Genomic DNA, 22,107 nt, shown 5'->3' with positions numbered 1-22,107 from the left:
GGTCATTCTCCTTTGCTCACAATAAGCGATCGTTTGGCATATTCTTCTGCCATGGCAATCGCCGCGCAATTGATAATATCCAGATTTCCGGCATAGGTGGGAAGGAAGTCGCCAAGCCCTTGAACCTTGACCATCATGGCGATTCTGCCGTTCTCAATAACCGGAGGAACGAGTAGCTGATAGCCGGGAACATAGTGTTGAATTCGGGTGACCATATCCTCAACCGCTCTGGTAAGACTCATCATATCGGGTTCAGGGACTACGGCGAAGAGCGTGGTCTGCATATCAATACTGGGAATAGCAGGGTTCAGATTAAGAATCGCCTTGGCCCGCCTGCACCCGGTATAGCTGCGTATAGCATCCTCTGTAGCCTCGATATATTCATCCAGGTTGATTCTTGTGGCGGGCCCGGCGCTCAGGGAGGCGATACTTGATACGACTTCTATATACGATACCTCCTGTTGGGACCTGGCAATGGCATAGGCTAGGGGTACGGAGGCCTGCCCGCCGCAGGTGATCATATTTACATCGTTACTATCCAGGCATTCCTGCAGATTCACAGCCGGGATACACGTTGTTCCCAGTTGGGAGGGCGTCATATCTATTACGAACTTGCCCATTGCCTTGAGCAAGGGATAATGGCGGATATGGGCAGCGGCGGAGGTGGCATCAATAACAATGTCACAGCATTCGGGATTATCCAGAATGGCATTGATGCTCTGAGCGGATACCTGTACGCCAAGCTCCCTGGCGAGCTGGAGTCCCCTGGAATCCGGGTTTCTCCCTGTGAAGAGGGTGCAGGTCAGGTACTCGGAGCGGAGAACTTTGAGAAGCAGATCGGTCCCGATATTGCCGCTTCCCAGAATAGCAACGTTCAGCTTATTCGTGTGCATGTCAGTCACTCCAAGCAATTAGATTGGTACTCATCCCTCGGGAGAAAAGGGAACATATCATCATAGGCTGTAGATATCATCGTCCCATCCTCCAATTGGCGGGAGGCTACCCGCGGAATGAGGAGTTGGTCGGTTGGGGTCATGATCTCGCAGATCATCGGTCCCGGGCGGCTGAACAATTCCCCGAGCTGCTCCTCCAGGCCTTCAAGCTGCGAGATTCTCAGATATCCGAAATCAAATGTCTCGGCAATCCGCTCGAACGGAACGAAGCTTATTCCTGAATCTGGTCCTTCTCCCAAATAACGGCCGTTCATGAAGTTAGTTTGGGTATGCCGGATCAGCAGATATCCTCCATTGTTGAACAGAAGGAATTTGACGGGAAGCTGGTGATGGCGGATGGTCTGTAATTCCTGCAGGTTCATCTGAAACGATCCATCGCCCGTAACACAATAGACCTCCCGGCGGCCGGCGGCTACGGATGCACCTACTGCTCCCGGCGTATACCCCATAGTAGACAGTCCTCCTGTTATGATATGCCGTTGTCCGGCTTTCACCTTGAAGGCTTGGGCATGGACATGGAAGCAGGAGCCGGTGTCCACTACAAACAAGGCATCCTGCGGAGCGCGCTCCGAGAAGCGGGTCATGAACCGGTAGGAATTGATGCCGCTGCTGTCATCATCATATTCAGGCAAGTCAACGGGGTAATGTTGCTTCCAATATTGCGTCTGTCTGGCCCAATCTGTATATGGGGATTCTCCCTTCCATAATGCCGTGAGCCGGCTAAAAAAAGCACGGGCCTCTCCGTGAATGGGGATATCGGGTATAACCGAAGGTTTATCCAATTCCTTAGAGTCGATATCCACATGGATCTTGAACGCTTTCTTGGCAAAATCGGCGAATTCATAACCGACCAGCCCCATTCCAAGCCGGCAGCCCACCGTAAGCAGAAGATCACAATTCTGCACGGTAAAGTTAGCAGGCCGGTCACCGTATGTGCCGGGACGACCGACGAAGAGGGGGTGCTCATGGTCGACCAGGTCCATTCCGAGACGGGAGGTCAGTATAGGAATCCCAGTCTTTTCAGCAAATTCATGCATGGCTGCTACCGCATCTCCATGCCGGACTCCGGCTCCGGCCAGCAGACAGGGCCGCCGGCTGCGCTTCAGCGCAGTAAGCACCTGTTCCAGTTCTGAGTCAGTAATCTCCGGGACTACACCGGAGGGTTTGGTGAAGCCGTGGTATAGGCTGGGGTCAAAAACGGCTCCCTGAAGATCCACCGGTACTTCTAAATATACAGGACCTACACGGCCGCTTTTCGCCATAAAGATGCATTTCTCTACTTCATATCTAACCTGGGAGATATCCTCTAGTCTGACGGCATATTTGGTAATCTGACGAAATATTGCAAGGGAATCGAAGCCCTGAAGAGAAAATTGTCGAGGACCCTTCACCTGGGCCAGTGCTACCTTGGAATTCCCTCCAACAACAACCATTGGTGCAGAATCTACATAGGCTCCGGTTACACCTGTAATGGTATTTAGTGCTCCGGGTCCTGCCGTTACATAAGCGACGCCAAGCTTGCCTGTCATCCTTCCGTAGGCCTCAGCGGCCATGGCGGCAGCCTGTTCGTGATGACAGCAGACATATTCCTGTTTTCCATGCTGGTAGAGGGCGTCGGTAAGATGCATGATCATTCCCCCGGTGACCAGAAATACGGTCTCCCCGCCTTCATCATATAAGGAATGTGTGATATAATCCGCTACTCGCATTCTCACTGGTGATTCCTCCTTCCTGGAAAGAAGCTTTAATTCAGGGCTTTTTCTCATAAGATTATTTATATGCGTATCTTGCAGGAATAGGTCCATTAAATCCACTTGATCCTTAATTACTGCCGGACTTGCCGGTGAATATGGAGTGGAATCTCCCTTGTTGTCATAAATAGGGCAGTTGATTCAATGCTCCGTTTCTTCGTATGTTCGGCCCGGCTCCTGCATATATTGCCGTAGCAACGATATTTTGTTTATTATGCGATCTATAATTCAGCAATAGAGGTGAGTAGATGAAATATTTCCAGAACCATGTGCATGGGATGGAGGGGCTCTGCAATCAGCTGATGGCTCTTTACAGGGCATTATCGGAAGCATTCCTGTGCACTGAACAGGGCGAACCCGCCTGTATTATCCTGGCTGATGGTCAGACTCGCAACTTTATTAATCTGACCGACGAGCCGTTTTTTTCACCTTTGTCTATTGATGCTTTCATAGAGGTAGATCAATTCCAGGCCGTCCTGTCCTCCCGAAGCGTGTCACTCCTGCGGCTGAGAGATGCAGAATCATTGTCTGAACCGGTGGTTAAATGCTCCCGTTTCCCTATCAGCACCTTGACTCCAGAGGAGGCCCGTAACACCGGGATCTGGATAGCTACTTCAATTCCTTTTGCCGCCAGACCGTTGAGATTAGCCCAAATGATCATCGCTTCGATGTCCTGTTATCCCAAATGGGCTGCTTTTCAATTACGCATAGAAGGAGATATATTGTATGGCCAAGAGGCCATGAACATAAGTCTTGAGGATTACGCACAGCAGTATGTGCACCGGGCAGCCGACCACTTGGCTCAGTTCCCTGCAATGTCGGCAGTATATATAGCGACCGGTGTGGAGGAAGAGGTTCTTAGAAGGGCTTCCAAAGAACTGACGGAGAGATTCCCTGACACAGTTCTGCTGAATAAAAAAGAAATTCTGAGGTTATCTCCAGTTCTTTGGGGGGAATTTCAAGCCCTCTCTCTGGAAGAGCAGGCGATGGTGGATTGGCTGGTTTGCCTGGATGCTCCTCACTTTCTGGGCCCGCATGGGAACTCCTTTTCATATCTGGCCGGATATATGCGCCACTACCGCGGATTAGACCCAGAGTCAACGTTACTGTGGCCTGAATACCAACCCTACTGGGATTTATGGTTTCCTAGAGTGTGAGTAGAAGCTGTAATCTTATGTTTTTTCATGTATAAAAAAGGCGTGTGTGAATATTAATCAAAAGAGATGCTCGGAATTTTTGGGGGAGCAGATGCGTAGTTTGAAATTGAAAGGGGCTATTATTATGAATGTACCGAATGCTGAACAGGGGAGTTATTTGAGTTTTGGAGCACAATCGGTATTGGCGGAGAATGGTTATGTGTCCAATCCCACCTGTGTTGCTATAGGAAACCATGTAGAAGTACAGGCGGGTTATCACTGGAGGATCGATGGAGCGGATTCAGGCAATGCTCCTAATCTGACAATTAAAGACGGTTGCAGGATTGAAGCGGGTCTACATGTTTATTGTAACCATAAAGTCCACATAGGCCGGAATGTGCAGATTGGACCCTATGTCAGTATATCAGAGCGGACGGTTAGACCGGGTATCCCAAGTTGGGCAAGGTTATCAGAAGATATGAATAGCCCGGAAACGCTGGAGGTGGGGGATGGAAGTGTCCTTCACGCGCATAGCGTAATTGCCGGACCCGTCAAAATTGGGAAATTCAGTATTGTAGAACCTAATAGTGTAGTTGTAGAGGATGTTCCAAGCTTCTGTACGGTCTCCGGCAATCCCGCTGTCATCACCAAAGTGTTCGTTCCTGAAACACTCGAATGGGTTATCGTACATGGGGAAGAGGAGATCAAAGCTGCACTTGAACGCCGCCGGGAGCAGCCCCTGCTGTCGATCGTAATTCCCACCTTTAATCGTGCAAATCATCTGAATAATATTCTTAATTCCATTTATAGTCAAATTGGTGATGAGGACCTGGTGGAAGTGGTAGTGACGGACAATCACTCGCCGGATACTACACCGGAGGTCGGTGAGTCATTTACGAAGTTATACTCCAGTTTTCGTTATAGCCGGAATGAACAGAATATAGGGCTTGATCTCAATATGGTGCATGTCACCTCACTGGCGAAAGGGAGCTTTATCAAATTGAATGGAGACGATGATTACTGGCTTGAGGGGGCGCTGATTGATTTCATAGGGATTGTGCTCAACCACCTTGATTGTGGGCTGTTTCATACGAATCAGTTTAATACGGATGGGCAAGTATTTACCCTGGAGGGCAGTGATCTATTCCTGACGCATACAAGTAATAATGCGATTCATATGACCATGAATACGATGAAAAGATCAATTTGGAATCAGATTGAGGATAAAGCTAAGTATGTCTACACGGAGCTAAATCATTTATATTGGTTCTACGATATCCTCGCTATATATCCTAAATTTTGTATAATAAATCAAAAGTTATATTTTTATGCTGGGATTGCTCCAGAGGGTTATAACGTAGGTGAATTGGCGATTAAGCGTGCACTGGAGGTGTTTCAGCATTATGAAGGCCGGACTCTGAGAAGTGAGACGGTTCGTGCGGAGAAGAAGAAAAGATTGTATGAGGTAATTATTCCATTATACGATATTATTACACGATGGAATTATTCAAGCGATGTATCTAATTATGAACAGTATTATACAGAATGCTATGCTGATGAAGATTATTACGAGGACGGACTGCTGAAACTGCGGCAGATCTCAGCGCTGCGGAAGTAAAGAGTCTGGGGGGGCGTCAACGATGATGGAAGTACTTTTCTCGTCGAGCGTCACCCTTTTCTTAATCGTCAAAAAAGGTACAACCTCCTCCCAGTGTGGGAGGGGATGTACCTTTTTCGTGAGAGCTGCTTTTTTCAGCGGCCACATACCAATGAGCTGGTTGCTCCATAGGCTGATTCGTTAGATTAAAGTAATAATCGTCACTTCACATCGGTTGGAAGTAACAGGTACAGCAGTGGCAGTCATATTCTGCACCTGCATGGTAGTATCTACGGATCCGGGTGCGCGAAGATCAATAATGGCATTTGCGGTATGGTTAACATTTGAGGAGTTGGTGGATCTGGAGAAGGTTCCTAGAAGGAAATTGGTTGGAGCGTTAGGAGCAGTACCCGTTGCAATCTGATACGAGTTATTAGTAGTACCTCCTACAGAATATATGATCAGATAAGCGTGCCCGGCCATTAAAGTAAAAGTCCCTGCTGCTAGAGTTACTGCTGCGCTGGTTGTTCCGGTAAGAGTATCAAACGGCAAGGGTCCTTGAGAGGGAACAGTCGGATCTGTAACTGATATAGTGGCAGACACAGAGTAAAGGGGTTGACCTGGAATACCTGTAACGCCGGTGAGTCCGGTGACCCCGGTGAGCCCGGTGACCCCAGTGAGACCGGTGAGTCCGGTGACCCCGGTGAGCCCAGTCACCCCAGTGAGTCCGGTGACCCCGGTAAGTCCGGTGACCCCGGTAAGTCCGGTGACCCCAGTGAGTCCGGTGACCCCGGTGAGTCCGGTCACCCCAGTGACTCCGGTGACCCCGGTGAGTCCGGTCATCCCAGTGAGTCCAGTCACCCCAGTGACTCCGGTCACCCCGGTAACGCCGGTGAGTCCGGTAGCCCCGGTGAGTCCGGTAGCCCCGGTCACGCCAGTCACGCCAGTCACGCCGGTGAGTCCGGTAGCCCCAGTGAGTCCAGTCTCCCCGGTGAGTCCAGTCACGCCGGTCATTCCGGTAGCCCCGGCAAGTCCAGTCTCCCCGGTGAGTCCGGTCACGCCGGTCATTCCGGTGAGTCCGGTGAGTCCGGTCATTCCGGTGAGCCCGGTCATCCCCGTCACCCCGGTAACCCCGGTGAGCCCGGTGAGTCCGGTCATCCCCGTCACCCCGGTGAGTCCGGTCATCCCCGTCACACCAGTCTCTCCAGTCAGGCCTGTTGCTCCGGTGAGCCCGGTGAGTCCGGTCAAGCCGGTGACGCCGGTGACGCCGGTGACCCCGGTGACGCCCGTAACGCCTGTCGCTCCTGTCAAGCCGGTGACGCCCGTGACCCCAGTGACCCCGGTGACACCCGTGAGTCCTGTGAGACCCGTAAGTCCGGTCACACCCGTAAGTCCGGTTACCCCGGTTAGGCCGGTGCTGCCTGTTAGCCCCGTGCTCCCCGTAGGTCCGGTCATTCCGGTAAGCCCGGTAGCACCGGTAAGTCCCGTGGCACCCGTAGGTGCGGTCAGTCCAGCCGGTCCCGTGAAGCCAGTGGGCCCGGTGACACCCGTAGGTCCGGTAATACCGGTTGCCCCCGTGAGGCCCGTAGCTCCGGTGATCCCCGTAGGCCCGGTGACGCCCGTAGCTCCGGTCACCCCACTTGCTCCTGTAGGCCCTGTAAAGCTTTCACCTGTTGAACCGGTAGGGCCACTCACGCCGCGCTGCCCCACTTCTTGCCAGACCGTCCAAGCTGCTCCCCCATTCTGGCTGCTGCGGTAATAGAGAACAGGGTTCGAGATGTAGAGCTGCTGAATATAGGCTCCAACCTGGGAGACATATAAGGTCCAGACGGTTGGATGCTCTACTGGAGGGCCGTCCGGGGGCGCAGCTCCATTGGGATTATTGGAGCTGTAGACACCTGCTTCGGTGAATGAGTTCAACGGACTGGCAGACGGTTCTTCGGTATAAGGCAGAGCCCCAATGTCTCCGGGGTCCAGCACAACCGCTCCGGCCAGGCCGTTGACGCTGGTGACAGCCCCTGCTGCTCCTGTGGTTCCTGTGGGTCCCGTGGGTCCCGTTATTGTGGGAATGCCAGACGCGGTGGTCAAATTAGAATCAAGCATCATTTCCTGTTTGAAGATGGTATTCAGCATGGCTTGTGTACTGGTATTGATCTCCAGAACCTCTGCCAGCGAAGCGGGCGGACTGCTAATTCCCGGGAGTGTGCCCAGGGCATATTGAATCTTCTCCCCCTCCGCATTCATGATGTGGGCCAAACCGAGTTCTTCCATCGCGATAGAAGAGAACAACAGGTTTACGACATCATCCCGTGTGACAGTGATCGTTGGAGATATATTGGGAATATTCGGTGTAGACAAATAAAACCCTCCTTTGTAATGTAATGACCCCTTTCATGCTTATAACAAAGTATTAATCGTCACCCCGCACCGGTCCGAGTCAACCACTTTAGCTGCCCCTCCAACATTCTGGACTTCCAAGGTCGTATCTGGTTCTCCGCGAAGATCAATAATGGCACTTGTTGTGTGGTTGACATTGGTATTATTGGAGGCGGACGTAAGCGTCCCCGGGACCAGAACACTTGGAGCAGCAGGGGCTACCCCTCTTGCAAAACGGAAAGAGTTATTATTTCCGGCCCCTACCGTGTAAATGACCAGATAGACATGCTCTGCAGTTAAAGTAAAGGTTCCTGCGTTAAGGAATACATTGTTGCTTGCTCCAACAAACGTGTCAAATGGCACCGCTGCTTGGTCGGGTACGCTTGGAGCTGTATTGGCGGTTATTGTAGCATAGAGAAAGTCACTTGCTGGACCCGTATTCCCGGTAACTCCGGTGACCCCCGTAACGCCAGTGAGGCCCGTCACTCCGGTAAGTCCGGTGAGGCCGGTAACGCCGGTGAGGCCCGTGACGCCTGTGAGTCCGGTGAGGCCCGTGAGTCCGGTAGAGCCAGTGAATCCGGTAGAGCCGGTGAGTCCGGTCAGGCCTGTAACGCTTGTAGCACCTGTTAGACCAGTGAGGCCTGTAGCGCCCGTGACCCCGGTAACCCCGGTGCTGCCCGTGACGCCAGTGGCGCCAGTGCTGCCCGTGACTCCGGTAACGCCGGTGAGGCCCGTGACGCCTGTGAGTCCGGTGAGTCCGGTGAGTCCGGTAACGCCCGTAACGCCCGTAAGCCCGGTAACCCCGGTAACTCCGGTAACCCCTGTAAGGCCGGTAGCCCCCGTAAGGCCGGTGGCTCCTGTAACGCCTGTGAGTCCGGTCACCCCCGTAACGCCGGTCGGGCCCGTAAGGCCCGTAAGGCCAGTGAAGCCTGTAAGGCCTGTAAAGCCTGTGACTCCGGTAACGCCGGTGAGACCTGTAAGACCAGTGAGGCCAGTGGTTCCTGTAAGACCTGTAAGGCCCATAACCCCGGTCAAGCCTGTAACCCCAGTCAGGCCTGTAGGACCTGTGTGGCCCGTAAGGCCGGTAGCCCCCGTAACGCCGGTAACGCCGGTAACACCCGTAATTCCAGTTACGCCGGTTGCTCCAGTATCGCCTGTAACCCCGGTGAGTCCGGTGAGTCCGGTAACCCCCGTAACCCCGGTAAGACCGGTAGACCCGGTAGAGCCAGTAACGCCAGTATCGCCTGTTGTTCCAGGGATGCCCGTGAGTCCCGTTACGCCAGTAGGTCCGCTAACGCCCGGCACTATAATCCCGGTCACGCCTGTATTTCCTGTCTGTCCCGTGAGTCCGGTAGGCCCGGTGAGGCCCGCTGGCCCGGTCACTCCAGTGAGTCCTGTGACTCCGGTCGATCCGGTATGACCGCTTGCTCCTGTAATTCCGGTCAATCCGGTCAGGCCGGTAGGTCCTGTAAGAGCTTCGCCCGTTGAACCGGTAGGCCCGGTGACGCCGCGTTGACCGACTTCTTGCCACACGGTCCAATCTGCTCCTGCATTCTGGCTGCTGCGGTAATAGAGTACAGGGTTCGAGATGTAGAGTTGCTGAATATAAGCTCCAACCCTGGAGACGTATAAGGTCCATACGGAGGGATGTGTGACCGGCGGACCGTCCGGGGGCGCAGCTCCAGCGGGATCATTGGAGCTGTAGACACCAGCATCGGTGAATGAGTCCAGCGGGCTGGCAGATGGCTCTTCGGTAAAGGGCAGAGCCTCTATGTCCTCAGGGCTCAGTACAACCGTTCCCGTCTCGCCGTTGACACTTAAGGCGCCACCGGCAGCACCTGAGGGTCCAGCGGGCCCGGAAGGACCAATGACAATGGTAAGATTAGCGGCGGTATTCAATTTGGAATCCAGAATCATTTCCTGCTTCCAGAGAGAATTCATCATGGAATGTACATTCTTGTTGACCTGCAGCATCTGTGCCACAGTGGCAGGCGGACCGGTCATCCCTGGAAGCGTGCCCAGCGCAAACTGAATCTTCTCTCCCTCTGCATTCAGAATGTGAGCCATAGCGAGTTCTTCCATGGCAATTGATGAGAACAACAGGGTTACGGCATCATCCCGTGTCAAGGTGATAGATGGAGTTATATTCGGAATATCAGGTGTAGACACAATAAAGCCCTCCTCCATGATTGATAATTCTGCAGATTATCCTAGAGTCACAATCGTAACTTGACATCTGTCGGTATAGATTGTTGCATTTGTACCTTGAGCATTCTGTACTGCCAGGGTAGTATCCGGTTCTGTCAGAAGATTAATAATTACGGACGTAGTATGGTTAGCATCAGATCCGCTTGTTGCCAGTGTAAGAGTTCCTGGTATCAATATAGTTGGAGCAGCAGGGGCCACACCTGTAGCGAACTGGAAGGACTTATTCTGCTCGGAACCTACGGAATAGATGGCCAGATAAATATGGCCGCCGGTTAAAGTGAATATTCCTGTTGCAGGATCAAGGATTATATGGTTGCTTCCTCCAAGGGGAATAATGCTGTCGAAGGGGACGGGTGAGTTTCCAGGAACAACAGGATTCACAGCAATGATCGTTGCGTTGGCGAAGTCATTGGATAATCCTGTAGCCCCGGTTAAGCCAGTGGCGCCCGTAACACCTGTTACGCCCGTGACACCGGTGAGTCCGGTGAGCCCCGTAGCCCCGGTCATACCGGTAAGGCCCGTCAACCCGGTGACGCCGGTCAATCCGGTGAGCCCGGTGAGCCCGGTGAGTCCGGTCAATCCGGTGACGCCCGTGACGCCCGTGACACCCGTGACGCCGGTCAAGCCGGTTAAGCCGGTGAGGCCCGTGACGCCGGTCACGCCCGTCAAGCCGGTAGAACCTGTGATGACGCCGGTTACGCCCGTAAAGCCCGTGAGTCCGGTCACGCCGGTCACACCCGTGAGTCCGGTGAGCCCGGTGAGTCCGGTGAGTCCGGTGAGCCCCGTGAGTCCGGTGAGCCCCGTGAGCCCCGTAAGTCCGGTGAGTCCGGTGACGCCGGTCACACCGGTGAGCCCCGTAAAGCCCGTGAGGCCTGTGAGACCAATGTCACCAGTCATGCCCGTGACACCTGTGAGTCCGGTGAGTCCGGTGAGCCCCGTGAGCCCCGTAAGTCCGGTGAGTCCGGTGACGCCGGTCACACCGGTGAGCCCCGTAACACCCGTGAGGCCTGTAAGGCCGGTCAAGCCGGTGAGTCCGGTAACGCCTGTAACACCCGTGACGCCGGTGAGGCCCGTGAGGCCTGTCAAGCCGGTCAAGCCTGTGACGCCTGTGACGCCAGGGACGCCGGTGAGCCCCGTGAGTCCGGTCACGCCGGTCACGCCCGTAACACCAGCATTGCCTGTAACCCCGGTGAGTCCGGTGAGTCCCGTGAGTCCGGACACGCCGGTGAGTCCGGTCAAGCCCGTAACACCAGTGACGCCGGTGAGCCCAGTCAAGCCCGTAGCACCTGTGACGCCGGTGACGCCCGTGGCACCCGTAACCCCGGTGGCGCCCGTAACGCCTGTCACGCCCGTGAAGCCTGTAAGTCCTGTTACGCCTATTACCCCGGTGAGCCCCGTGAGACCGGTGAGCCCCGTGGGTCCGGTAACACTGGTTGCTCCTGTGAGCCCGGTATCCCCTCGTGGAGCATCGGTTGCTCCTTCGCCTGTAATACCCGTATAACCTGTTGCACCGCGTTCGCCAATCTCTTGCCAGACGGTCCAGGTATATCCGGCATCCGGACTGCTGCGGTAATACAGCGCAGGATTAGAGATATAGATCTGCTGAATGTAAGTTCCAACCTCAGATACATATAAGGTCCAGACCGCCGGGTGTGTGACGGGCGGACTGTCCGGCGGCGGCGCTCCATTGGGATTGTTGGAACTGTAGACTCCGGCCTTGTTGAATGTTCCTAAAAAGGAGTTGGAGGGTTCTTCAGAGTTGGATACAGCCCCTACATCCGCCGGGTCCAGCACAATTGCTCCGGTCAGTCCGTTAACGCTGGTGACCGCACTTGTCTCGCCCGTTGTTCCGGCCGGACCGGTCGCACCTACCATACTGGGGACTTCTGATATCGCTTCAAGCTTGGTATCCAGTATCATTTGCTGCTGAATGAGGGTATTCAACAATCCTTGAGCGCTGCTATTCACCTGTATTACCTGTGCCAGGGTGGCCGGTGGACCGCTTAATCCTGGCAGTGTGCCGAGCACGAACTGAATCTTCTCTCCTTCTGTATTTATAATGTGAGCCATACCAATTTCTTCCATAGCAATGGAAGAGAATAACAGATTAATAGCATCGTCCCGCGTCAAGGAATTCGACGGAGTGATGTTGGGTATATTGGGCGTGGACAAAAGAAAACCTCCCCTGATATTTTGATGCTCTAATATATGTCGGAAATTAACGTTGGGAAGCAAATTAGCACACTTAAAGTAAATTAAAAAATCAGTTTGAAAATATAATTCATGAATCCGGACGCAAAGGGAATGCTAGAATTGGAGCGTCAATCTCCCATTCTAGAATACAAAGAGGACGGAATTCATGAAGCAAGCATCCGGGTCAACTGAAGAAGAGAAGAAGTTAAAGTGGTGGCAGCTTAGTCTGCTGGGCATTGCGGGGACGATCGGCACGGGTTATTTCCTTGGATCGGGGCTGGCCATTTCGATTGGCGGTCCTGCGGTGCTGCTCGCTTATTTGCTTGCGGCTGCGGGCACTTATGTAGTATTCGATGCCTTGGCCCGGATGACGGCGGAGCATCCGGAGCAAGGCTCTTTCCGCTCCTATGCCAAGAAGGCCTTCGGAGGCTGGGCGGGCTTCGGAAGCGGATGGCTGTACTGGTTCTCGGAGCTGACGATTATGGGCAGCCAGCTCACGGCGTTGTCTATTTTCTCACGGTTCTGGTTCCCGGCCGTACCGATGTGGGCTTTTGCCGCAGGGTATGCTGCGGTGAGCCTGTTGATTGTGTTCTTTGGCAATAAGGGCTTCGACCGGGTGGAGAACGTACTGGCCGTCATCAAGGTGGCGGCTATTCTTATGTTTCTGGCGATTGCCGCCGCACTTCTGGCAGGCTGGATTGGCGGCGCCAAATTTCAGCCGAAGGTGCCGCTGAGCTATAAGGCGTTGTTCCCCTCTGGGGGCATAGGGTTATGGTCTGCTTTTATCTTCGCTTTCTACGCCTATGGCGGGATCGAAGTGCTGGGGATTATGTCTTACCGGCTTCAGAAGCCCGAGGAGGCACCGAAGGCGGGGAAGGTGATGCTGCTGGGGCTGGCGGCAGTATATATCCTGTCTATCGGACTTGCGGTGATCATGGTGCCGCTGGGCGCTTTTAACCCGAAAGAGAGTCCGTTTGTTCTGGCCCTGCGCAGCGATCATCTGGCCTTCGTGCCGCATCTGTTCAACGGTGTGCTGATCATTGCCGGGTTCTCTACGATGACGGCCTCGCTGTATGCGATCACCTCGATGATGATTACGCTGGCACAGGAGGGCGATGCCCCCAAGGTATTCGCGAAGAAATGGAAGGACAAGTACCCCTTCTTCGCCCTGTGCCTGATTGCGGCCGGTCTGCTGGGGGCCATTATAATGGCGCTGTGGCTGCCGGGAAAAGTCTATGAATACATCACGACCGCCGCCGGGCTGATGATTCTCTATAACTGGGTCTTCATCCTGCTCTCCTCGGGCAAGCTGCTGAAGCCCAGTCTCCTTGGAGGCGTGAAGCGCTGGAGCGGGCTTGTACTCACTGTAGCTGCGGTCACCGGCACCCTGTTCCATAAGCTCAGCCGTCCGGGCTTCTATATCAGCCTGCTGATTGTGGCCTTGATTGCGCTAAGTGACTGGATGGTTCAGCATTACCGCAGCAAGCACCTTATCTAATGGAAGAACAGCAGCCGTGCAGCCTCTATTCCGAAGTAGAGACCGAAGCCGACCAACGACAGGCCGGACAAGACGGAGATAGCCTTTAGTACCCGCGTAGTCAGGAATTTGCGGAAAATGCTTGAGGCTGCCGCCATGGTCACATCCCAGAGCAGAATACCGAGGACAATGGCGCCGCTGTAGACCAAGAGCTGCTGCACCGGATATTCGTTAACGGCCTTCGCCAGGATGGAGCCGTAGATCCCCAGCCAGAAGAGGATGGAGAGGGGATTGAACAGTGACATGAGGAACCCGGACATGAAGGATCTGGACAGGGGAACGCCGCTCCCCCTCGTCTCTGCGGCCGTGATCTCCCCGGAATGCATGATGCTCTCTACACCGGTATAGACAAGGACGAAGAAGCCGAATAGCCACAGGAAGGCTCGGATAAACGGAGCATCCAGCAGATGAATCATACCAAAATATACAAGCAGCATGTAGATAAGATCGGCGCTGATCGCCCCGAGGCCAACGGCCCAGGCGGGCATGAAGCCTCCGCGCAATCCCTTGTCCAATTGGGCAGCATTAATGGGGCCGATTGGCGCTGACAAGGATAACCCCAGAATCATATAACCAATGAAAATGTTAATGTTGTCCTCCTCCTTTATATAGATAGCATATTCAGCTGGAGGCGAATATAGGACAACCTGAAGAAGGCCCGCGAAAGATCGCGGGCCTCTTGCTGTAAGGAAAGCGGCAGGTTTTACACGTTGACGGCTTCGGGTCTTTTAACCAGCAGCGGCGGGGGAATCAGCCAGCCTTTTTTCTTAAGCAGATGCAGGTTCTTCACACCGATGGCCGCTTTGGTGAGATGATATTTGGCGAATAACGCTCCGATATCCTCGCGGATGGATTGGGCCATGGCCTGACTGCAGGCTACCAGTCCAACGGCAAGATCCGCCGCCACCATGGCTGCAATCTCAGGGTCAGCAAACCGTGCGCCAACCGGAATATCCTCCAGCCGGGCTTCAGGCCGGTTCGGCATGACCGGGGCGGAAGCCAGGCCCTGCTCGGACAGCAGCTCGTCGCACTCACTGACCTCCAGCTCCGCCTGATCAATCATTGCGGCCAGAATTTTCTTGAGATCACTATCGCCGGCGTGATACATATAGGCTCTGTAGCAGGATATCGCTCCCTTGGCAACCATTGACGCCTGCCATACTGCATAGATCTCTCCATAATGCATCGGTTCTTCCTTGGGGTTACCGCCTAGAATTCCTGTCATGTGTGTGTGCTCCTTTACTTGGGTTGGATGTAGAACATGGAATAGCATACCCACATCAACACAGATATTTCATTGCTGGCCCAGAAAATTGTGTGAAGGATAAACGGCGGCTCCCTTTCTCATAATAGACAAGATGTGGAGCTGAAATGGAGGGGGCAAATCAAATGGTTGTCAATGTAATCATAGGATGGGTGCTTCCGTGGCTGGTCGGGAGTTTCTTCATCAGAAAAGACAAATTCGTTTTTCTTCATATCGGACCCTTCGCCAGTGTCATTGCCTTTATATTCGATGAGATCGGGCACCACATGAGGTGGTGGAGTATAACGCCTGCCGGGGCAGGAATTCTTGCATTTATCCCCTATAATCTTGGGGTGTTTCCGGTTATTTCTTGCCTGCTCCTCTACACAGTTAGAAGATCCTCTGTCAATCCATGGTTGCTTATCCCCTTGTTCTCAACTGGCAAAACCATGTTTGAATTATCTCTGGTGCTTGCCGGGAAAGTGACTTATGACAGAGGCTGGAACATAGGGTGGACCTATGTGTCTTATGTGCTCGCCTGTTCACTGTGCTATGGCTGGTACCGCTGTTTCTGGTCACGGGGTATAAATCAGGGCAATTGAACCACAATAAACAGGGTGTGAATATAAAGGAAGGTGGTCCGTCTATGAAAGGGTCACAAGGGTCCAAAGGGGCATTAATTGCTCTTGCTTCCATCCCGCTGATTATGACACTGGGCAACTCCATGCTGCTGCCGATTCTGCCGCAGATTTCCAAGCAGCTGGGGGTCAGTGCATTCAAAGTCAGTATGATTATCACGGTCTATGGCCTGATCGCCATTCTGATGATTCCGGTTGCCGGGTATTTATCCGACCGCTTCGGACGGAAAAAGGTCATTCTGCCCAGCCTGATCCTGGCCGCCCTGGGCGGAGCCGGATGTGTTGCCGCAGCCTGGTTCTTCACGGGCGACACTGCCTATTGGATCATTCTTGCCGGACGGTTCGTCCAGGGGGTTGGAGCGGCAGGCGCCTTTCCGATTGTTATCCCGTTCGTAGGCGATCTGTTCAAGGATGAGTCACAGGTTAGCAGGGGGCTTGGGATTATTGAGACCTCCAACACCTTCGGCAAAGTACTCAGTCCGATTCTGGGGGCATATCTGGGCACATTGCTGTGGTACGCCCCTTTTATCGCTATTCCAGCCTTGTGCCTGATTTCCTTTATACTGATGCTTATTCTCGTCAAGAAGCCACAGAAAGAGCCGGAAGCCGGGATTACCAGCCTCAAGCAATTCCTGACCGGTATTAAAGAAGTTCTGCATGAAAAAGGCCGCTGGCTTTACGCCATCTTTGCCATTGGCGGAATCTGTATGTTCGCTACCTTCGGGGTGCTGTTCTATTTATCGGAGATTCTGGAATCCCAATATAATCTGCATGGAGCCTATAAAGGGTTTGTACTGGCTATTCCGCTTGCGTTGCTGTGTCTGGCTTCCTACGGAAGCGGCAAAATCATCGGCAAAAACAAGCTGCTCATGAAATGGCTCGGCTTCGGAGGCATGGCTGTGCTGACGGCTGCCATGGTGATTACCGGCTTTAACGCGAATATCTATTTCATGGTCGGCTTCCTCAGCTTAAGCGGGATCGGAATAGGTGTGGTGCTTCCTTGTATGGATGCGTTGATTACGGAAGGCATTGAGCAGGACAACCGGGGCACGATCACTTCCTTATACAGCAGTATGCGCTTCATCGGGGTGGCGCTGGGGCCGCCGTTGGTCTCCCTGCTGATGAACCGGGGGCACTGGGTCCTGTTCGGCACCATGGCCGGAGCCGGAGCGGTCGGCGGTCTGTTGTCCTTCTTCGCAGTAACGCCAAGCAAGGAGGATTCCGAAGGCGGAGACCAGCCGGAGCGCAGCTCGTTCAAGGCGAAGAAAAAGAATCTGCTGCGCCAGCGTGCGCGGTAATTGTGTGGTGATAACTGACACCGGTTTTACCGGATTTTGCGGACCGTAAGGATTCTAATCCTTCTCCCTCCGAATAGACTAACTTATATGGAGTATTTACTTCAGGGTTAGCCGATAGTGATTTGATTAGGAGGGAAACCAATGAATGGTTGGGATAGCAGCAGGCCTGTTTTTGAAACAGATGTGCGGGGAACGCATATCTATACCGCCTGGGAAGGCCACCGCAGGTTCGGATACGATTTGATGAGGTATTTGAAGCCCGGGAAGATGGTCGAGTTGGGAACGTATTACGGGACTTCCCATTTCGCCTTCTGTCAGGCTGTCAAAGACCATGGACTGGATACGGAATGTTATGCTGTCGATACATGGGAAGGCGACAAGCACTCTGGAACATACGAAGAATCCTTTTTTGAATCTGTCAAGTCCTGCTCGGAGACCTTTTACCCGGGAATCTCCCATCTGCTGCGCATGACCTTCGATGAGGCTCTGAATGAATTTCCGGACCAAAGCATCGACCTGCTGCACATTGATGGTCTGCACACCTATGAGGCGGTCAAACATGATTTTGAATCATGGCTGCCCAAGCTGGCGGTTAACGGCATAGTTCTGCTGCATGATGTTACGGTGATAAAAGACGACTTCGGCGTTTACCGTTTGTGGGCCGAATTGCGGCAGCTCTACCCGGCGGTTCAATTTGACCATTGCTTCGGACTAGGCATTGTAGCTCCTAAAGGTTACTCAACCGCAACCGCATCTATGCTGGCACAATGGGGGACAATCAAGCCGCTGTATCCATAATACGGTGAAATAGCGGAAGATAAGCGGTACAAACTGCAAGCTCATTTACAAGTGAGCATGGGTTTGTACCGCTTTTTTGCAACCAAATCCACTGGGTCCGAATATACTGGCATATATAAAGAAGTTTCATCAGGAGGTGGATACATGAACGTATGGGATAGCAGCTGGCCAGTGTTTGAGACGGATGAACGGGGGACGCATCTGAATACCGCCTGGGAAGGGCACCGCAGATTCGCTTATGACTTAGTCCGTTATATGCAGCCTGGCAGGATCGTAGAATTAGGAACGTATTACGGTGCTTCCCACTTCGCCTTCTGTCAGGCGGTTAAGGATTATGGACTTGCCACGGAATGTTATGCCGTCGATACGTGGCTGGGCGATAAGCATACGGGGCTGTATGACGAATCCTTGTATCAGTCAGTGCAATCGGCGGCGGGTACCTTTTATCCCGGAATCTCCCACTTGCTGCGCATGACCTTCGACGAGGCGCAGCAGCAATTTCCGGACCAGAGCATCGACCTGCTGCATATTGACGGTCTTCACACCTATGAGGCGGTCAAGCATGATTATGAGTCATGGCTGCCCAAGCTGGCGGCTAACGGCGTTATTCTGTTCCATGATATTGCGGCTCTACAAGACGACTTCGGCGTACACCTGCTGTGGGAAAATCTTCAGATGCAGTTCTATGCGCTACAATTCGAGCACAGCTACGGACTTGGCATACTGATGCCCAAGGGCTGTTCCCCGGTAACCTTATATATGCATGCCAACTGGAATGTAATCAAGCCGATGTACCCATAAGTTACTTCTCTTCCAGTACACTCAGAATAGCCTTGACGACCAGCTCCGGCTGATCGTGAATCACCATATGGCCGCTCTTCCCGGCGACGATCAGTTCACTGTCGGAGGACAGGCTGAGCATGCCGCGCTGGCCCGCCTGCCAGATATCTTCAAGCCGGCGGCCCGCTTCTTCGGACATCCCAAACGCAGTGTAGTCCTGAGGCAAACCCCTGGCAATGATCTTCACGGGAAGCGTGCCGAAGTGCTGACCACGGATTGCATCTTCGGTAGTACTGGCGAGCTCTGCTTCCTGGTCCTTGGCGGCAAAATAGGCTGGTGTGGATATAACATTGATGAACTGTGCGCGGTCCTGTTTCGCCACCAGGCCCTCCAGCAGCTGGTCCTGGAACAGCCGCAGCACACCGGAGCGTTTGAGCAGCGTCAGCATGGAAGCGGAGGGGTTGCCGGCATAATGCTCGGCCTCCAGAATCGGCTTCGTCTCCCGGTCGTCATTCTCGGGTCTGGCATCAATCAGCACCAGCCCTGTGACTTCCTCCGGGTAGGTCTGAGTGAAGAGACGGGCATACATGCCGCCGAGGGAGTGTCCGACCATCAGGTACGGTCCGGGAAGGCCGGCATTCTGAAGTGCCGTATGCAGTTCGCGGACAATGTTGGCGCCGGTACGTTCGGTATCCGCTTGTTCACTCCAGGCATATCCGGCCCGGTCGTAAGTGACAACTGTAGCTGCTTCCGCTAACTGGTCAGGGATATCTCTCCATGACAGGCTGGTTTCTCCGCTGCCTGCTTCCATGATAATCGTGGCGGCACCGGAACCCTGCTGCCGGATATGCAGCTTGTAGCCCCCGGCATCCACCAGTTTACCCGGTGCGGGATAGTCTTTAGCGGCTAATGTGGAGGAGGTAGCTTCGTACAGGAATCCAGACCCTGCGATAAGCACGGACAAGGATATAAGAATAAGCAGCAGCTTCAGCAGCCTGCCCCGCAATTTGGGGCCGGCGGAGGCCCGGTGATTGGAAGAGTTTTTCATGATGTTTGTTTATTCTCCTTTTTTAATACAACTGTATTATTAAAAAATAGTATAACAGCTTGCCTCTTCATTAAGCAATCCAGAAGTGTTTTCCATTCTTCCGGGCTTCCGTTTGAACCCTCCTTCACGCGGGTAAGATAGAGACAAATAACCCGGAAGAGAAAGGCGGTAAGCTTATGCTGTGGGGATTAATCGGACTCGTGATTGTAGTATGGCTGTTAGGAGTTATTTTTGATCTGATGGGCAATCTGATTCATCTGCTGCTGTTTGTTGCTGCGGTATTGTTTGTAGTTAACCTGATCAAGGGACGATCCCGCAGATCATGACAGTTTAAATACACTATGATGCAATCGGTATACAAAAGCACAAAAAAGCACGCGCTTCCTTAGATAGGATGAGGCGTGCTTTTTTAATATATTCTGTATGGTTTTGTTAGAATAATTCACCATGCTTATCCTTGTGCAGGAATACAAAGTTGGTTTGATTTGTATGATCCTCTATGTTTTCGATAGGAGCGATTTTTCCAGACTCGACTGCGAAGCAACCGTAATCAAGCTTCTCCAGAATTTGCAGCACATCATTGGGGTGATAGTTAAATTTAGCAGCCCACTTACGCAGTAGCTCAAACAGCAGGATCGGCTTGTTTTTCCTGATCATGTCGAGTCCTCCCTCCAGCACGAGCAGCTCGGCGCCTTCCACATCGCATTTAATGAAATCAATCTGCTCCGGTATTTCTTCGATATATGAATCCAAAGTACGGAATTTGCAATCCACTTGTACGACCTCTTCACCGCCCGATAAATTTTGCAATGAACTGTTGCCTGAGCCTTGTTTATAGAAATAGATAGGCAGCGTAGCAGCCTTATTGGAGAGTCCTACATTATACGCTGTCACATTGGCAACATGGTTCAAATCCAGATTTCTCTGCAGATTCTCGAAAGTGGCAGGGACAGGCTCGAAGGCGTACACCTTGCTTGACGGGTAATGGCGTGCCAGATGCAGGGAGTAATATCCGCAATTGGCCCCTATATCCAGAATGACGGAGGTTGATGACAGAAGATTAAAGATACATTCCAGTTCTTCCTGCTCGTACGCGCCGAAATTAAGGATTTCGATGGGAACAGTTCTCTGATCATGAGGATTGCACAGTAGCTTAAAGCCATGCTGTCTGGTGACCATAATGACACTGTCATCTGTGATTTCAATTCTGGCAATATCGGTCTCCTTTATGTAATGGCTATAGGCAAATAAGAGCTGGTGGTACCTCTCATGTATGGTTGCAATAAATTCGGGCTTGGTGAGTCTTCCTTCAAGCAATGCTTGTTTTTCTGAGAATAGCGGTGTTGTCATATCGTACCTTCCTTTCTATGATCGGCGGAAAAACTTCTGATTGTTCTTGAAAAACCAGCTGTTATTCCTGTCGAAGGACACCAGCCAAGCTTCATGGCCTTGGTGATATCCGGGATATTCTTGTCGATCGTACTGGGAACATAGTGGCCTGAATGTGTCGTTCTTGCTACCTTAAGTCCATACTCGGGAAATAGATTTACCAGGGTTGAGGCAAGCTCGGAGATGCTGACTGCTCCGCCGGGGTTTCCAATATTATAGGCTTCGGCGCTCACGCCCTTCAAAAGGACGGTGAAAAACCCGGCTGTGGCATCTGCCAGGTAACAGAAAGCACGTATTGCCGTACCCTCGCTAGTCATGACAATGTCTTGGCGGTTCAGAATATTGCCGACGAAGTCAGCAAAAACCCGCCCGTCATCCAGTTTCATTCCCGGACCGTAAGTATGATAAGGACGCACTACCTTCACGGGAACGCCATACTGATGATGCCAGCAGGCGCACATGGTTTCAGCCATTCGCTTGCTCTCCGCATAACAGGACCGGACGCTCATGGGGTTGACGTTACCCCAGTCCTCCTCCTTCGTGGGTATAAAGGCTTCTGGTACCGCTCCGTATATTTCACCTGAACTTAAGAAAAGCATAGATTGAACCTGCTTCTCCCTGGCAAGCGTAAGCAGATTGAGGGTTCCAGTCACATTGGCGGATAAGGTGCCTACCGGGTCGACGCTGTAGTATTTGGGACTTGCCTGGCTGGCTGCATGGATAATAAAATCCACTTGCCCTGGCCAACTTACCGGCTCACAGACATCCTGAACCAGAATCTCCAGATTGGGATTATCTTGATACCGGGCAAACCTGCTCCTGGCAGCCGATTCATTCCTTACCAGGGCAAGAACATGCACCGGGGCTTTCAGGAGCCGCTTGCTGTTCAAGGCCATGCAGGTATCCACCATATAAGAGGGAATCAGGCCGCTGGCTCCAGTAATAAGTACTGTGCGGCCGGAGAGTTCTTGCCAAGGTAAGTGATTGCCAAGAATGGATTCGAGGTCTTCCTCAATAATAGAAGGGTTCATTAAGCTGTATTACCTCCTTTCCTACAACAATAGTATATGAACGGTTTGGCGGAATATGAAAATGTTGGACTTTTCGGTTGGTGCACCAAGCAGGTGGAACAAGCCCGTATTGCCCGTGAGTCTGGCTGGAC

The 22,107-nt window shown here is 52.7% G+C and carries 18 protein-coding genes; 10 read left to right on the top strand and 8 right to left on the bottom strand.

The genetic code is table 11. The features are described from left to right. Positions 1–2 precede the first annotated feature (2 nt). Positions 3–893 carry an acetaldehyde dehydrogenase (acetylating) gene (locus tag MHH28_RS13040; protein WP_405115515.1) on the bottom strand — a complete coding sequence of 297 codons (891 nt, stop codon included), beginning with the start codon at positions 891–893 and terminating at the stop codon, positions 3–5. Between the two features lie 5 nt (positions 894–898). Continuing rightward, positions 899–2,662, bottom strand: coding sequence for a thiamine pyrophosphate-binding protein (locus tag MHH28_RS13035; protein ID WP_405117060.1), 1,764 nt, complete (start codon positions 2,660–2,662; stop codon positions 899–901). 290 nt (positions 2,663–2,952) lie between these two features. Between MHH28_RS13035 and MHH28_RS13030 the strand changes: the two genes are divergently transcribed. Further along, positions 2,953–3,861 carry a hypothetical protein gene (locus MHH28_RS13030; RefSeq protein ID WP_405115513.1) on the top strand — a complete coding sequence of 303 codons (909 nt, stop codon included), beginning with the start codon at positions 2,953–2,955 and terminating at the stop codon, positions 3,859–3,861. 124 nt (positions 3,862–3,985) lie between these two features. Next, complete coding sequence (locus tag MHH28_RS13025) at positions 3,986–5,458, top strand: glycosyltransferase (RefSeq protein ID WP_405115511.1); 1,473 nt, start codon at positions 3,986–3,988, stop codon at positions 5,456–5,458. A gap of 180 nt (positions 5,459–5,638) precedes the next feature. Here MHH28_RS13025 and MHH28_RS13020 read toward each other — a convergent pair whose 3' ends face one another. After that, positions 5,639–7,795: a collagen-like protein gene (locus MHH28_RS13020; RefSeq protein ID WP_405115509.1), complete on the bottom strand. Its 2,157-nt coding sequence runs from the start codon at positions 7,793–7,795 to the stop codon at positions 5,639–5,641. Between the two features lie 472 nt (positions 7,796–8,267). Between MHH28_RS13020 and MHH28_RS13015 the strand changes: the two genes are divergently transcribed. The 3 genes from MHH28_RS13015 (at position 8,268) to MHH28_RS13005 (ending at position 13,712) form a co-directional block, all read left to right on the top strand. Further along, positions 8,268–9,233 carry a DUF4573 domain-containing protein gene (locus MHH28_RS13015; RefSeq protein WP_405117058.1) on the top strand — a complete coding sequence of 322 codons (966 nt, stop codon included), beginning with the start codon at positions 8,268–8,270 and terminating at the stop codon, positions 9,231–9,233. Positions 9,234–10,355: 1,122 nt separating this feature from the next. Beyond that, complete coding sequence (locus MHH28_RS13010; RefSeq protein ID WP_405117056.1) at positions 10,356–11,522, top strand: DUF4573 domain-containing protein; 1,167 nt, start codon at positions 10,356–10,358, stop codon at positions 11,520–11,522. Positions 11,523–12,380: 858 nt separating this feature from the next. Further along, complete coding sequence (locus MHH28_RS13005; protein WP_405115507.1) at positions 12,381–13,712, top strand: amino acid permease; 1,332 nt, start codon at positions 12,381–12,383, stop codon at positions 13,710–13,712. Here MHH28_RS13005 and MHH28_RS13000 read toward each other — a convergent pair. Next, positions 13,709–14,320, bottom strand: coding sequence for a LysE family transporter (locus tag MHH28_RS13000; RefSeq protein WP_405115505.1), 612 nt, complete (start codon positions 14,318–14,320; stop codon positions 13,709–13,711). The two genes, MHH28_RS13005 and MHH28_RS13000, sit on opposite strands and share 4 nt — an antisense overlap. A 134-nt stretch (positions 14,321–14,454) precedes the next feature. After that, positions 14,455–14,976, bottom strand: coding sequence for a DUF3231 family protein (locus MHH28_RS12995; RefSeq protein ID WP_405115503.1), 522 nt, complete (start codon positions 14,974–14,976; stop codon positions 14,455–14,457). A gap of 164 nt (positions 14,977–15,140) precedes the next feature. Between MHH28_RS12995 and MHH28_RS12990 the strand changes: the two genes are divergently transcribed. The 4 genes from MHH28_RS12990 to MHH28_RS12975 all read left to right on the top strand — a co-directional run bounded on the left by MHH28_RS12990 (position 15,141) and on the right by MHH28_RS12975 (position 18,529). After that, positions 15,141–15,596, top strand: a complete 456-nt coding sequence (locus MHH28_RS12990; RefSeq protein WP_405115501.1) for a CBO0543 family protein — start codon at positions 15,141–15,143, stop codon at positions 15,594–15,596. A gap of 44 nt (positions 15,597–15,640) precedes the next feature. Then, positions 15,641–16,930: an MFS transporter gene (locus MHH28_RS12985; RefSeq protein ID WP_405115499.1), complete on the top strand. Its 1,290-nt coding sequence runs from the start codon at positions 15,641–15,643 to the stop codon at positions 16,928–16,930. A gap of 141 nt (positions 16,931–17,071) precedes the next feature. Beyond that, positions 17,072–17,728 (top strand): class I SAM-dependent methyltransferase, encoded by a 657-nt coding sequence (locus MHH28_RS12980; protein WP_405115497.1) that lies wholly within the window; start codon positions 17,072–17,074, stop codon positions 17,726–17,728. 144 nt (positions 17,729–17,872) lie between these two features. Beyond that, positions 17,873–18,529, top strand: a complete 657-nt coding sequence (locus tag MHH28_RS12975; protein ID WP_405115495.1) for a class I SAM-dependent methyltransferase — start codon at positions 17,873–17,875, stop codon at positions 18,527–18,529. A gap of 1 nt (position 18,530) precedes the next feature. On the opposite strand, the gene MHH28_RS12970 is transcribed toward MHH28_RS12975, so the two are convergent. After that, positions 18,531–19,556: an alpha/beta fold hydrolase gene (locus tag MHH28_RS12970; RefSeq protein WP_405115493.1), complete on the bottom strand. Its 1,026-nt coding sequence runs from the start codon at positions 19,554–19,556 to the stop codon at positions 18,531–18,533. Between the two features lie 176 nt (positions 19,557–19,732). On the opposite strand from MHH28_RS12970, the gene MHH28_RS12965 reads away from it, so the two are divergent. Beyond that, positions 19,733–19,882 carry a lmo0937 family membrane protein gene (locus tag MHH28_RS12965; protein WP_405115491.1) on the top strand — a complete coding sequence of 50 codons (150 nt, stop codon included), beginning with the start codon at positions 19,733–19,735 and terminating at the stop codon, positions 19,880–19,882. A gap of 106 nt (positions 19,883–19,988) precedes the next feature. Here MHH28_RS12965 and MHH28_RS12960 read toward each other — a convergent pair whose 3' ends face one another. Further along, positions 19,989–20,906: an FkbM family methyltransferase gene (locus tag MHH28_RS12960; RefSeq protein WP_405115489.1), complete on the bottom strand. Its 918-nt coding sequence runs from the start codon at positions 20,904–20,906 to the stop codon at positions 19,989–19,991. Beyond that, the gene (locus tag MHH28_RS12955; RefSeq protein WP_405115487.1) at positions 20,903–21,976 is read right to left on the bottom strand and encodes an NAD-dependent epimerase/dehydratase family protein; all 1,074 of its coding nucleotides are present in this window, start codon (positions 21,974–21,976) and stop codon (positions 20,903–20,905) included. Before MHH28_RS12955 ends, MHH28_RS12960 begins: the two co-directional genes overlap by 4 nt. Positions 21,977–22,107 lie beyond the last annotated feature (131 nt).

Source organism: Paenibacillus sp. FSL K6-1217, from assembly GCF_045040735.1.
Classification (GTDB): domain Bacteria; phylum Bacillota; class Bacilli; order Paenibacillales; family Paenibacillaceae; genus Paenibacillus_AQ.
This window is presented reverse-complemented; position numbering and strand designations above follow the sequence as displayed.

Bases quoted from the DNA above. Each gene is read 5' to 3' on its own strand.
- MHH28_RS13030 (WP_405115513.1), top strand. From the start codon at position 2,953: ATGAAATATTTCCAGAACCATGTGCATGGGATGGAGGGGCTCTGCAAT.
- MHH28_RS12975 (WP_405115495.1), top strand. From the start codon at position 17,873: ATGAACGTATGGGATAGCAGCTGGCCAGTGTTTGAGACGGATGAACGG.
- MHH28_RS13040 (WP_405115515.1), bottom strand. From the start codon at position 893: ATGCACACGAATAAGCTGAACGTTGCTATTCTGGGAAGCGGCAATATC.
- MHH28_RS12965 (WP_405115491.1), top strand. From the start codon at position 19,733: ATGCTGTGGGGATTAATCGGACTCGTGATTGTAGTATGGCTGTTAGGA.
- MHH28_RS12960 (WP_405115489.1), bottom strand. From the start codon at position 20,906: ATGACAACACCGCTATTCTCAGAAAAACAAGCATTGCTTGAAGGAAGA.
- MHH28_RS13000 (WP_405115505.1), bottom strand. From the start codon at position 14,320: ATGATTCTGGGGTTATCCTTGTCAGCGCCAATCGGCCCCATTAATGCT.
- MHH28_RS13025 (WP_405115511.1), top strand. From the start codon at position 3,986: ATGAATGTACCGAATGCTGAACAGGGGAGTTATTTGAGTTTTGGAGCA.
- MHH28_RS12985 (WP_405115499.1), top strand. From the start codon at position 15,641: ATGAAAGGGTCACAAGGGTCCAAAGGGGCATTAATTGCTCTTGCTTCC.
- MHH28_RS12990 (WP_405115501.1), top strand. From the start codon at position 15,141: ATGGTTGTCAATGTAATCATAGGATGGGTGCTTCCGTGGCTGGTCGGG.
- MHH28_RS12995 (WP_405115503.1), bottom strand. From the start codon at position 14,976: ATGACAGGAATTCTAGGCGGTAACCCCAAGGAAGAACCGATGCATTAT.
- MHH28_RS13010 (WP_405117056.1), top strand. From the start codon at position 10,356: ATGCTGTCGAAGGGGACGGGTGAGTTTCCAGGAACAACAGGATTCACA.
- MHH28_RS12980 (WP_405115497.1), top strand. From the start codon at position 17,072: ATGAATGGTTGGGATAGCAGCAGGCCTGTTTTTGAAACAGATGTGCGG.
- MHH28_RS12970 (WP_405115493.1), bottom strand. From the start codon at position 19,556: ATGAAAAACTCTTCCAATCACCGGGCCTCCGCCGGCCCCAAATTGCGG.
- MHH28_RS13035 (WP_405117060.1), bottom strand. From the start codon at position 2,662: ATGCGAGTAGCGGATTATATCACACATTCCTTATATGATGAAGGCGGG.
- MHH28_RS13005 (WP_405115507.1), top strand. From the start codon at position 12,381: ATGAAGCAAGCATCCGGGTCAACTGAAGAAGAGAAGAAGTTAAAGTGG.
- MHH28_RS12955 (WP_405115487.1), bottom strand. From the start codon at position 21,976: ATGAACCCTTCTATTATTGAGGAAGACCTCGAATCCATTCTTGGCAAT.